This window comes from Streptomyces sp. NPDC055962, from assembly GCF_042270185.1.
GTDB lineage: Bacteria > Actinomycetota > Actinomycetes > Streptomycetales > Streptomycetaceae > Streptomyces.
The window spans coordinates 145,832-158,112 of sequence record NZ_JBHJYN010000014.1 but is presented as its reverse complement, the minus strand read 5'-3'; the positions used below and the strand labels follow the sequence as shown (position 1 = coordinate 158,112).

11 protein-coding genes are annotated in these 12,281 nt (G+C 69.8%); 9 read left to right on the top strand and 2 right to left on the bottom strand.

Annotated features, from left to right (window positions below):
- Positions 1-71 precede the first annotated feature (71 nt).
- The 4 genes from ACFC51_RS30660 (at position 72) to ACFC51_RS30645 (ending at position 3,297) form a co-directional block, all read left to right on the top strand.
- Positions 72-635, top strand: a complete 564-nt coding sequence (locus tag ACFC51_RS30660; RefSeq protein WP_376531945.1) for a dihydrofolate reductase family protein — start codon at positions 72-74, stop codon at positions 633-635.
- Positions 636-1,738: 1,103 nt separating this feature from the next.
- Positions 1,739-1,966, top strand: coding sequence for a DUF2945 domain-containing protein (locus ACFC51_RS30655; protein WP_376376781.1), 228 nt, complete (start codon positions 1,739-1,741; stop codon positions 1,964-1,966).
- 217 nt (positions 1,967-2,183) lie between these two features.
- Positions 2,184-2,318: a hypothetical protein gene (locus ACFC51_RS30650; RefSeq protein WP_376531943.1), complete on the top strand. Its 135-nt coding sequence runs from the start codon at positions 2,184-2,186 to the stop codon at positions 2,316-2,318.
- Positions 2,319-2,928: 610 nt separating this feature from the next.
- Entirely contained in the window at positions 2,929-3,297 is a 369-nt protein-coding gene (locus ACFC51_RS30645) for a VOC family protein (RefSeq protein ID WP_376376777.1), read from the top strand.
- A 154-nt stretch (positions 3,298-3,451) separates the two neighbouring features.
- On the opposite strand, the gene ACFC51_RS30640 is transcribed toward ACFC51_RS30645, so the two are convergent.
- Positions 3,452-3,982 carry a transposase family protein gene (locus ACFC51_RS30640; RefSeq protein WP_376531941.1) on the bottom strand — a complete coding sequence of 177 codons (531 nt, stop codon included), beginning with the start codon at positions 3,980-3,982 and terminating at the stop codon, positions 3,452-3,454.
- Between the two features lie 242 nt (positions 3,983-4,224).
- Here ACFC51_RS30640 and ACFC51_RS30635 point away from each other — a divergent pair, with 242 nt between their 5' ends.
- The 4 genes from ACFC51_RS30635 to ACFC51_RS30620 all read left to right on the top strand — a co-directional run bounded on the left by ACFC51_RS30635 (position 4,225) and on the right by ACFC51_RS30620 (position 10,975).
- Positions 4,225-6,645, top strand: coding sequence for a glycoside hydrolase family 9 protein (locus ACFC51_RS30635; protein ID WP_376531939.1), 2,421 nt, complete (start codon positions 4,225-4,227; stop codon positions 6,643-6,645).
- Positions 6,646-7,313: 668 nt separating this feature from the next.
- Positions 7,314-7,853 (top strand): FABP family protein, encoded by a 540-nt coding sequence (locus tag ACFC51_RS30630; protein ID WP_376376771.1) that lies wholly within the window; start codon positions 7,314-7,316, stop codon positions 7,851-7,853.
- 660 nt (positions 7,854-8,513) lie between these two features.
- Positions 8,514-9,647: a cellulose binding domain-containing protein gene (locus tag ACFC51_RS30625; protein WP_376531937.1), complete on the top strand. Its 1,134-nt coding sequence runs from the start codon at positions 8,514-8,516 to the stop codon at positions 9,645-9,647.
- A gap of 239 nt (positions 9,648-9,886) precedes the next feature.
- Positions 9,887-10,975, top strand: coding sequence for a lytic polysaccharide monooxygenase (locus ACFC51_RS30620; protein WP_376376767.1), 1,089 nt, complete (start codon positions 9,887-9,889; stop codon positions 10,973-10,975).
- Positions 10,976-11,289: 314 nt separating this feature from the next.
- On the opposite strand, the gene ACFC51_RS30615 is transcribed toward ACFC51_RS30620, so the two are convergent.
- On the bottom strand, positions 11,290-11,862 hold the full coding sequence (locus tag ACFC51_RS30615) for a rhodanese-like domain-containing protein (protein ID WP_376531935.1): 573 nt from the start codon (positions 11,860-11,862) through the stop codon (positions 11,290-11,292).
- Positions 11,863-11,931: 69 nt separating this feature from the next.
- Between ACFC51_RS30615 and ACFC51_RS30610 the strand changes: the two genes are divergently transcribed.
- Positions 11,932-12,210: a metal-sensitive transcriptional regulator gene (locus ACFC51_RS30610; RefSeq protein ID WP_376376763.1), complete on the top strand. Its 279-nt coding sequence runs from the start codon at positions 11,932-11,934 to the stop codon at positions 12,208-12,210.
- Positions 12,211-12,281 lie beyond the last annotated feature (71 nt).

The window sequence follows — 12,281 nt, the reverse complement described above, 5'->3', positions numbered from 1 at the left end:
TTGTGCACCGATGACTCTGCCGCCGCGCGCCGGTCTGTACATCTGAGACCGACTCGCGGAAGGCTGACGCCATGCGGAAACTGATCTACGGCATGAACCTGAGTCTGGACGGCTACATCGCCGCGCCCGGCGACGACATCGGCTGGAGCGTGCCGAGCGACGAGCTGTTCCAGTTCTGGTCCGACCAGTTGCAGGCGACCGATCTGTCGCTGTACGGGGGCAAGCTCTGGCGGACGATGAGTTCCTACTGGCCGACCGGCGACCAGCAGCCCGAGGCAACCCCTGCGGAGATCGAGTTCGCGCGCCGCTGGCGGGACATGTCGAAGGTGGTCTTCTCCTCGACGATCGACCGCGTCGACTGGAACACCCGCTTGGTCGGCGGCGACGCGGTCGCCGAGATCAGCCGGCTCAAGGCCGAGGACGGCGGCCCGATGGACATCGGCGGCGCCACGCTGGCCGGGGCGGCCATGCGGGCCGGGCTGATCGACGAGTACGTGCTGGCCACCGCACCGGTCCTGGTGGGCGGCGGCACACCGTTCTTCACCGCGCTCGACAGCTGGGTGAACCTGCACCTGGTGGAGACGCGGACACTTCCCTGCGGCGTGATCCTGACCAGGTACGAGACGAAGCGCTGAGTACCCTTCACGCGATGCGACCGCCAGCCGAACTCGGTCCGGAATGAGGTGCAGGGCTACCTCGCGAGTGGCGGTCAGCAGCCGATGGGCGGTCTCGCGGAAGCCGGTTCCGAGAGAGGGAACCGACGATCGAGTGGCTGCGGCGCGGCCAGCACGTGCCTGAGTGACGCCGAGGCGCGGGTTCCTGCACCCGAAGGCCGGGACAGAAGGGTCTCGTCTGCCGCAGGGCATGACCATGTCGACGACGTGCTACTGAAACGGTCGGGCGAACGCCACAGCTGTGACGCGTGCCCCGGGCGCGGTGGCTCGGCGACCCGGACCGTTGATCCCCCGGTGCGAGCATGAGTAATCCGTACCGTCCGCGCGGGCGGGCCGTGCCTGTGCAGGCAGGAACGTTCGAGAAGTCGGCGGTGCGGCTCTGTCCGTTCGCGGCCAGGTTTCGGACGGGCCGCTGTCCGGTGGTGGGGCCGTACAGTGACGATCTCCTTTCTGGCGCGCACAACGCGCTCCTGTTTCAGGACACCTTCCAGCTGCCGGTGGGCCGCCGCTTTTCAGGACACCTTCCAGCTGCCGGTGGGCCGCCGCTTCCGGGCCGACGCCCTCAGTGGTGTTTGTCCATCCGGCTGGGCAGGCTGAGGCCCGAGCCGCCTCCACCTCGGCGCTGACGATCGGTTTTCGTAAGCCGCGATTGCCCCGCACACCACCGGTGGCCGACCACGAGCGAGGTGGTCGCTTGGGCGCTGCTCCCCCGCAGGCCCCGCGTCGGCAAAGCCCGGCCGCTGCCGCCGCTTCCTCCACGAGCCGGGGCGCGACAAGCTCGTGCAACGCGTTGGCGGGGGCGCGGCCACCAGCCACCTTCGTCCCGGGCGAGGACGTCACTCCGACCGCGCAGCGGCTTCCTTGTGAGCGACGTCCGGTGAGGCGCCGTATGGGGTGGTGGGGCCCGCCCGCACCGGCCGGCGGCTCATCTGCACGCCGGCGCAACGGCTCCCGCCGCCGTGCGCACCGCCCGCGCAGCCCTGATCCTGGCTGGGGCGGGCATCCGGACCACGGTCCCGTAAGTAGCTCGGCAGGCCCAACTGGCACAGGAAAGGAAGATCATCATGGCTGAAAAGGACAAGAAACTTGCCAAGGGTGACGACGTCACTTGGAAAAGTCATGGTCAGGAGGTCAAAGGCTCCGTCACCCGGAAGATCGATGAGCACACCGAGGCCGCCGGCCGGACCGTGGACGCCTCGGACGACGAACCGCAATACGAGGTGCGAAGCGACAAGACGGGCGCGAACGCCGTTCACAAGCCGGAGTCGCTGCACAAGAAGAAAGGCAGCTGACGAGTAGCGGAAGCGACGAGCGTCGTCAGACAACGCTTGACAACTTCAGCGAATCGGTCAACATGACCGCCGGTCAGCTGGATGAATGGCTCGGTAATTGCCAGCCCGCGATGCTGGGCAGAGAACCGCTCCGGGGACACCGGTCACGCCTCCGGCCGCCGGATCGTGGACTGCTGCGCACCCGGAAAACGATCTCATCGACTGCGACCTCACCCACATGCGCGTGGTCACCGGCTACGCACGGTGGCATGTCGAGCAGCGTCCCGACGGCGACGTCCACAACACCCGCCGGCGCCACTCGCTGATGAACTGGGCCATGCCTCCGAGAGTAGAGAGATCCGCTCGACGATGAGTGCCGCGTCAGCTTCGCATCCCCACAGCAGTGTCGGACGCAGCCGTTTCATCGGATCTTCTGATCGGTGACGGTGACGGTGACGAGGATGCCCGGTCCTCGCCGTCTGCTCCGTTGCCTGGATCAAGGCACCGGCTACAGGAGGAGTCGCTCCGCCTCCATCGGCGCCGAACCCTCGTCTGCGAGCGGCTGCCGAGTGGCCTCCCCCAGGCGCCCGGCCGCGCACCGGGCTCCTCGATCCAGTGGCAGCGGGGGCACGGAGGAGCGAACGCACGATGAGCCACTGGGCGCGGACGCTCCCCCGAGCCGGAGTGGATCCCGAGCCGCCCCGTCCCTGTCGCCGCAGGGTGTGGTGGCTGTGACGCAGATCCCGATCTGTGCCGCGCCGACCGTATCTGTCGAGCGCTCGTGTGTGAGGCCCAGTGAAGCATCGCCATCTTGAAGTACCTGGTCAGCGGGATGGCGTGACCTCGTTTCGGGGTGCTCGTGCTCGTGCTGGTCGTGGGCGGCAGTCTGTGGTGCAGATCGTCCGGCAGGGTGGTTTCTGCCGATGAGTTCACCGTTCGAGAACGGTCTACCCAGCGACACGACCGTTCTCGACAGGAGTGCCATGTCCACCATCCAGCCCGTGATCCTTACTGCCGACCAGGACGTTCTGCTCGGCTTCTATACGAAATTGTTCGGCGCTGAGGAGATCTTCCGGGTACCGGAGCAAGGCACCGCCTTCTACCTCGGCCTGCGTATCGGCGACACCGACCTCGGGCTGGTGGCCAAGGCGATCCCGGGCTCCGGGGCGGCGCCGCGGATCCTGCTCAGCATCGGTGTCGACGACGTCGATGAGACGCTCGCCCTGGTGGAGGCGCTCGGCGGCTCGGTCAGCGGCGGCCCCAACGACATGCCGTGGGGACAGCGCGTCGCCCACATCAAGGACCCCGACGGCAACCCGGTGAACCTCACTCAGCCGATCCCTGCCCGGTGACGCGGTTCCGGGGGCGTGAGCTGATCGTGGGCTACCTGCGGTAGAGATCAATTGTCGGTAGTGGCCTCGATGTTCGTCAGGACGAGCAGCGCGCGAAAAAGGTGGGTGGCGCGCCCTGGGGCAGTACGGGAATCGGTGAGAATCCGCCAGTTCTTCAGACGGGCAAAGCTGCGTTCAGCGGAAACGCGTCCGGCGGCAAGTGCCGGTTGGCGTCCTTCTGGCCGGGGGTCAGCTTGCGGGCGCGGGTGGCCTTGAATCCGGTGACGACTACAGGGTTGTCCGGATCGTCTTTAAGGCCGAGGAAACCCCGGTCGGCCAGGGCGCCGAGGCCGGCAGCGCGCAGGTGGGCCAGCAAGTGGCTGCGGCGGGCGGCGGTGACGTCGTGGGGGCGGCCGGGCCGGGCAGCGGACATCCAGATCAGCCGGCCTTTCTCATCGGTCAGGGTAAGGACGTGCAGGCCGTGACGGGGGTGCTTGCCGGAGCAGTTCGGCCGGTTCGCCTTCCCGGTGCGGCGCTGGATGGGGATGAGGGCGCCGTCGATCAGGACGACCTCGCCGCCTCGCCGGGCGATCTTCTTCAGTTGCGCGGTCCAGGGGTGGGGCCTTCGCGGCCAGCCCACGATGCCCTTCTTCCTACGCGCCCCGTTGACAGGGCGGGCCCGCGCTGGCTTCATGAGCACGTCCATGGAAGCGCTCCCACACCCATCGTGTCGGACGTCCTCCGGGCTGCCGACGCTTCCGCGCGGGCCGGTGTCACCCTGCACCGGCCCCGTCGTACGAGCCGCACATCTGCACCGTTCAGCACCCGCGCACGCCGCACTTCCGCTCGAGCCGCACCACCGCCCGTCGGCCCTGTCCGGCATGTCACCCGCCGGTCCGGTACGACCACGGGCACCACACGCCGCCCGCCGCACCGAAGGACGATCCGTTGCGACTGCCCTCACTCCCCCGCGCGTTCCACACATCGATGTCCCGCCCCACTCCGCCGAGCACCACCGGCCGCTCCCGCCTGGGAGTCGCCCTCGCCGGCGTGGCCGCGCTGCTCGCCGCCGGGTTCATGCCCCTGGCCGCCACTCCGGCCCAGGCAGCCCCGGCGTTCGCCTACGGCGAGGCCCTCCAGAAGTCGCTCTTCTTCTACGAGGCCCAGCGCTCGGGCAAACTTCCCCAGGACAACCGGGTCTCCTGGCGCGGCGACTCCGGCATGAGCGACGGCAAGGACGTCGGGCTCGATCTGACCGGCGGCTGGTACGACGCCGGCGACCACGTGAAGTTCGGCCTGCCCGTGGCCTACAGCGCCACGGTGCTGGCCTGGGGCGGCATCGAGCAGAAGGCCGCCTACGCCGCGTCCGGGCAGCTGGCTCGTCTGAAGGACAACCTGCGCTTCGTCAACGACTACTTCGTCAAGGCCCACCCCTCCGCCGACGTGCTCTACGGGCAGGTCGGCAACGGCGGCGACGACCACAAGTGGTGGGGCCCCGCCGAAGTGATGTCCATGGCCCGGCCCGCGTACAAGATCGACGCCTCCTGCCCCGGCACCGACCTGGCCGGTCAGACGGCCGCCGCGATGGCGTCCTCCTCGATGCTCTTCGCCGACGACGATCCGGCGTACGCGGCGAAGCTCCTCACCCACGCGAAGCAGCTCTACTCGTTCGCCGACACCTACCGCGGCAAGTACAGCGACTGCATCACCGACGCGAAGTCGTACTACAACTCCTGGAGCGGTTACCAGGACGAGCTGGTGTGGGGCGCGATCTGGCTCCACAAGGCCACCGGTGACGCCTCCTACCTGGCCAAGGCCGAGACGTATTACGACGGCCTGTCGACGGAGCCGCAGACCTCCACCCGCTCATACCGGTGGACGCTCTCCTGGGACGACACCTCGTACGGCTCGTACGTGATGCTCGCCAAGCTCACAGGGAAGCAGAGGTACATCGACGACTCCAACCGCTGGCTCGACTGGTGGACGACCGGGGTGAACGGCGCCAAGGTGGCGTACTCCCCCGGCGGCCAGGCCGTGCTGGACTCCTGGGGGTCGCTGCGTTACGCGGCGAACACAGCCTTCGCCGCGCTCTCCTACAGCGACTGGCTCTCCGGTGACACGACCCGCAAGGCCCGCTACCACGACTTCGCGGTACGCCAGATCAACTACGCTCTCGGGGACAACCCGCGCAAGGCCAGCTATGTCGTCGGCTTCGGCGCCACCCCGCCCACCAAGCCGCACCACCGGACCGCGCACGGGTCGTGGACCGATCAGATGACCAACCCCGTCGAGACGCGCCACGTCCTGTACGGCGCACTCGTCGGCGGGCCGGGCGCGGCGGACGACTCCTACACCGACGACCGGCAGAACTACGTCAACAACGAGGTCGCCACCGACTACAACGCCGCCTTCACCGGCGCCCTCGCCCGGCTGTACGCCGAGTACGGCGGTGCCCCGCTCGGCTCGTTCCCCAGGGCCGAGACACCGGACGGGCCCGAGGTGCTGGCCCAGGCGTCGGTGAACGCGTCCGGGGCGAACTTCACCGAGATCAAGGCGTACCTGGTCAACAAGTCGGCGTGGCCGGCCAGGCCGCTGGCCAAGGCCTCGCTGCGCTACTACTTCACCCTGGAGCCCGGGGTCTCGCCGGCGGACATCACGGTGACCACCAACTACAACCAGTGCGGCACGGCCTCCGGCCCCAAGCAGTACGAGGGGAACGTCTACTACATCGCCGTGGACTGCTCGAACACCGTGATCGCCCCGGCCGGGCAGTCGGCCTACCGCAAGGAGGTGCAGTTCCGGGTGGCCTCCGCGGGCGCCTGGGATCCGTCGAACGACTGGTCGTACGCGGGTCTGCCGACGACACCGGGCTCCACCCCGGTGGACGCGGCGAGGCTGGTGCTGCTGGACGGAACGTCACAGCAGTGGGGTGAGCTGCCCGACAGCGGTCCCGGTGAGTCCCCCTCCCCGACCCCGACTCCCACGCCGACCCCGACTCCCACGCCGACCCAGCCCCCCACTCCTACGCCTACGCCTACTGCGACTCCGTCCGCCGGTTCCGCCTGCTCGGTGACCTACAAGGTCGGCTCGTCGTGGGGCAGCGGGTTCACCGCCGACGTGACCGTCAAGAACACCGGCAGCACAGCTGTGGACGGCTGGCGCCTCAACTGGACCTTCAGCGGTCCCGAGAAGGTGGCCAGCGGCTGGAACGCCACCGTCACCCAGTCCGGAGCTGTCGCGACCGCCACCGACGCCGGTCACAACGGGAAGGTCCCGCCCGGCGGTTCGGCCTCGTTCGGCTTCCAGGGTTCGGGGGCACCCGGCTCCGCGCCCACCGGGTTCACCTTGAACGGCGTCAGCTGCTCCTGACGGCCTGAACAGTGCGGGGCCGGGGCCGTTCCCTCGGCCTCCGCCCCGCACGAGCGCGGTCTCAGGGCATGCGGTGCCCTGAGACCGCGCAGTTCCCTGCCCGTGACCGGGCTCCGCTCCCAGGTCTCGTAGCGTGCCTCCGGGAGGAGTCCGGCCGCGTCGCCCGCGCGGCGGACCTCGGTGCAGCAACCTCCCGGGCACAGCGGGAACCCGGCCGTGGGGGGGGGCCGGCGCCGCGGGGGGCGGGCGGGGCGCCGGGCCCCACCCCCCGCGCCGCCACGCCCCGCGGCCCGCGGGGGGGGGGGGCGGCGGTGTGTGGGGGCCCGCGGGGTCGTGCCGGCCCGCGGGCCCGGGGCGCGGCCCCGGGGGCCCCCCCCCCCCGGCCCAGGGGGGCCCCCCGCCGGCCGGGCCCCCCCGCCCGGGGGGGCCCGCGCCACGGCCGCTACCACCTCGCCCAGGCAAGCGTCCCGGCAGGGCCAGGCGGAGAGGGAACAGCCGGCGGGTGACAGCGCGCACGCTGCGCTCACCCCGGCCGGCGCAGCTGAACCGGTCTCCCGGCGGGGGCGTGGACAGGGGCCCGGGGGTGGTCACGCGCGTGTGGGCCGGTCACCCCACTCCGACGTTCTAGGCTGCCACACGGCCCCGACATCGATTCAGGAGCGTGTGTCATGTTCGACCCCGCCGGAAGTCTCCCGTACCCCGACGCTCTCCGACCGGACGCGCTCCCGGCGCCCCACGCTCTGCTCGCGCCGCTGACCGGGCTGCTCGGCACCTGGGCGGGCCGAGGGCGCGGCGGGTATCCGACGCTCGACGAGGAGTTCTCTTACGCACAGGAGATCACCTTCAGCCATGACGGGCGGCCCTTCCTCCACTACGAGGCGCGTGCCTGGCTGCTCGACGCCGAGGGTGTTCCGCTGCGTCCTTCGGCCCGGGAGAGCGGCTGGTGGCGCGTGCAGCCGGACGGTCGCGTGGAGGCACTGATCACTCAGCCCACAGGTGTGGCAGAGATCCTCACCGGCCGTGCGGGTGGCGGCGCGGCCGACCTCGCCAGTCAGCAAGTGGCCCTCGCTCCCACCGCGAAGGAGGTCGAGGCCACCCGTCGCCGGTACGCATGGACGGACGACGGCACACTCGACTTCGTCCATGATCTCGCTGCGGTCGGCCGGCCGCTGCAGCACCATCTCTCGGCGCGGCTTCGACGCCGGTGAGGCCCTGGTGCCGTAGGACAGATACGAGTTGACTCCTGAGGCCGTCGATCCGCCGACCCGGCTGGAAGATGCCCTCGGGCAGGATCACCGCCTCGCCCCGGACGACTCGCTGGGCCGCGTGATCACCCGGGAGCGCCTCGGCACCGGGTGCAGACACGCACGCCGGAGGTGGATGCCAAGATCGCTGGAAGCACGCTCGGCCACCAGCGGCGGGGCTGCATGCCGACGCACTGGGGGCACGGCAGCCCAGCCGTGCCCCCAGTGCGTGCGGCTGGCTCACGCGCTGTTCCGGGTCGCGACGGGACCGGTGACGGCGGCTCCACGTGATCCTGCTGACCCGGCTGGTGGCGCGTGAGTCGGCCTGAGCCGCCCTCGCACACCTGGCCGGTGGCCGACGGACCGCCCGGTGCAGAGGCGTCGCAGCGCCTCAGGACTCATCACACCGGGAGCGCTCCCAAAATCGCGCTGCTCAGCCCCTGTCCCTGACCTGCATCTTCGGAATTCGTCTGCCGTATTCCGTCCCAACAGGTTGTCAGGGACACACCGGCACTCCTACAGTCCCCTGAACCAGAGGGTGGGAGCGCTCCCAGATCGAGACGGCTGGGCGCTTCCCGATTCCCTGATCGCCCCACCCGGTCATCCCTCCTGGAGAGGCCCCGCATGCGAGCGTCACCGTACGGACCCAGAACCTCGCGCAGCGTGCTCGGCGCGCTGCTCCTCGCCCTCGCCACCGTGGCGGCCGTCCTGGGCGCTGCTCCAGCGGCCCACGCGGACACCCTGATCTGCGGACAGTACGGTTCGACGACCATACAGAGCCGCTACGTGGTCCAGAACAACCGCTGGGGCACCAGCGCCCCCCAGTGCGTCACCGCTACCGACAGCGGTTTCAGGGTGACCCAGGCCGACGGCTCCGTCCCCACGAACGGCGCCCCGAAGTCCTATCCTTCGGTCTTCAATGGCTGTCACTACACCAACTGTTCGCCGGGGACCAACCTCCCGGCGCAGGTCAGCGGTATCGCCAGCGCCCCCACCAGCATCTCCTACGGCTATGTCGGCGACGCGGTCTACAACGCGTCGTACGACATCTGGCTGGACCCAACGCCCAGGAAGGACGGGGTGAACCGCACCGAGATCATGATCTGGTTCAACAAGGCCGGCCCCGTCCAGCCGATCGGCTCGCAGGTCGGCACCGCCTCCGTGGGCGGGCGCACCTGGCAGGTGTGGACGGGCAGCAACGGCTCCAACGACGTCATCTCCTTCGTCGCCCCGTCGGCTGTCTCCAGCTGGAGCTTCGACGTCATGGACTTCGTCCGGAATACCGTCTCCCGCGGCATGGCCCAGAACAACTGGTATCTCACCAGTGTCCAGGCCGGCTTCGAGCCTTGGCAGAACGGCGCCGGGCTCGCGGTGAACTTCTTCTCCTCGGCCGTGAACCTCGGGGCTCCGGGCACCGGCGATCCGGGAGGGCCCGGGAGCCCGGTGACGGCCTGCAAGGTGACCTACGCGACGAACGTCTGGACCGACGGCTTCACCGCCGACGTCACGGTCGCCAACACCGGTTCGACGCCCGTCGACTCCTGGCAGCTGTCCTTCACCCTGCCCTCCGGACAACGCGTCACCAACGCGTGGAACACCACCGTCAGCGGGGTGTCCGGAGCGGTGACGGCAACGGGCCTCGCGCACAGCGCCCGGATGGCGGCCGGCGCCGTCCAGACGTTCGGTTTCCAGGGGACCTACAGCGGCACGTTCTCGCAGCCATCCGGATTCAGCCTCAACGGCGTCCGCTGCGCCTGAGTCCGGCGTACGACCTCGGCCCGCCTGTCACCCCTCCGCACGTACGGGGCGGGCACCGCTCTCCCCACCTGCCGCACCGCCTCGGGCCTACTGCCTCCCCGGTCCTTGCGCAGCACCCCCCAGATTCCTCGCCCCTCAAGGCGGCGTCCCGCCCGCAGGTCGAGGGTCCCCTCACCGGACAGTGACAGCAGGAGACAGGCGCAATCGGAAGAAGCCCCCACACAGGTACAGGAGACACCATGGCTCGACGTAAGAGACACCTTGTTTCCCTGGCAGCGGTGTTCGCGACATTACTCGGCGGTATCGCCCTGACCCTACTGGGCCAGGGCAACGCGCAGGCCCACGGCGTGACGATGACTCCGGGCTCGCGTACCTACCTCTGCTGGCTGGACGCCAAGACCAGCACCGGCTCCCTGGACCCGACCAACCCGGCGTGCAAGGCCGCACTCAGCGAGAGCGGCCCGACGGCGCTGTACAACTGGTTCGCCGTGCTCGACTCCAACGCGGGTGGACGAGGCGCCGGTTACGTCCCGGACGGAAAGCTGTGCAGCGCCGGCGACCGGTCGCCGTACAACTTCACCGGATACAACGCCGCCCGCTCCGACTGGCCTCGGACGCACCTGACGGCCGGCCGGACGATCCAGGTCAAGCACAGCAACTGGGCCGCGCACCCGGGGTCCTTCCGGGTGTACCTGTCCAAGCCCGGCTACTCGCCCGGCACCGAGCTGGGCTGGGACGACCTGGACCTGATCGAGACCGTCACCAACCCGCCCCAGACGGGCTCCCCGGGCACGGACGGCGGCCACTACTACTGGGATCTGGCGCTGCCCTCGGGACGCTCGGGTGACGCGGTGATGTTCATCCAGTGGGTGCGCTCGGACAGCCAGGAGAACTTCTTCTCCTGCTCCGACATCGTCTTCGACGGCGGCAACGGCGAGGTCACCGGCATCCGGGGCTCGGGCAGCACCCCGAACCCGACACCGACCCCGGACCCGACACCCACACCGACCGACCCGCACAGCGGGTGCATGGCCGTCTACCGCGTGACCAACGAATGGAGCGGTGGTTTCCAGGGATCCGTCGAGGTCATGAACCACGGCACGACGGCGCGTGACGGCTGGGCGGTGAAGTGGACACCCGGCGCCGGAGCCAAGATCAGCAGCGTATGGAACGGCGCACTGACCACCGGGTCCGACGGCACGGTCACGGTCAGAAGTCTCGACTACAACCGGTCCATCCCACCGGACGGCAGCGTCACCTTCGGATTCACCGCGACATCCACCGGCAACAACGTCCCGGTCGGCTCGATCGGCTGCGTCAACCCGTAGTCGCCGGCAGAGGCAGCGTCGGCTCCCGTACCTGAGGGAGCCGGCACTGCCGTACCGTCCTGCCGGCTGAGCCACCGTGGTGGCGGACGCCACCGCCGGCCAGTTGTGCGTGAAGCTCCCGGTGGCCATCAGGAGCGGGTCCCGAACAAGGCCAGCCGGTGGGAGGGCTGCTGCCCGAGCAGCAGCAGCGGCTGGACCGTCCCGGCCTGACGCCTCTGCCCGCGGCACGGCCGAGAAGACGAAGCCGGGCGGAGTTCGTCGCGTTCTGCTCCGCCGCGGACACCTCCGTGGCCGATCGGGGTGCCCCTGCGTGGTCAGGCGTCCAGGCGCAGCAGGGTTTCTTCGAGCGGGACCGTGTTCCTGGGGGGCCGGTTGTGGGGAAGCTTGGCCAGGGCGGCGGCCATGCCGCAGGTGTTGGTCATGCCGGAGAAGACGAGTCCGGCGCCTACGGCCCCGGACACCCAGTGTCCGGGACGCCGGGCGAGACCGGCCAGGAAGCCGGCGAGGACGAGGGCGCCGGCGGCGAGGCGGACCTGGCGGTCCATGGGCCAGGCCGCTCGGGCGCCGACAGAGCGTTCGACCGTGCGTCCCGAGGCGGCCCAGGCGCTGGTGCCGCCTTCGAGGGTGGCGGCGTCGATACCGTGGGCGGTCAGTTGCTCGCAGCCCTGTGCGGAGCGGGTGCCGGAGGCACAGACGATGAGGAGCGGGGACCGGTGTGCGGCCCTCTTCAGGACGGCTGCGGCTTCGTTCAGGCGGTCGAGGGGGATGTTGTGGGCGCCGGGGAGGTGGCCGGCGGCGTACTCGCCGGGAGTGCGGACGTCGATCACGGTGAACTCCCCTATTCGTGCAGCGGCCTGGGAGGGGGTGAGAGCGGTGGAAGTGGTCACGGAGCAGATGCCTTTCCGGGGAGTTCGCACCAAGGTGCGATACCCATGGGGGTATATGAGGAGGTTGGTGTGCAGCTCGACATGAGTGCCGAGGAGCTGAAGTCGGCGCTGAACCGGCTGCGACGGGCGCAGGGTCAGCTCGCCGGCGTGATCAGGATGATCGAGGAGGGCCGGGACTGCGAGGATGTCGTCACGCAGTTGTCGGCGGTCTCCAAGGCGCTGGACCGGGCGGGATTCTCGATCATCGCGACCGGCCTGCAGCAGTGCATGACCAGCGAGGATCCCGAGGTGCGGGACTCTGCCCAGATGCGGGCCCGTCTGGAGAAGCTGTTCCTTTCACTGGCCTGAGAGCTTTCGTTTCCGTGGGGCCTGCCGCGGACGCACCGAGCTCCGGGGTGTACACGACAGCCCTCACGCTG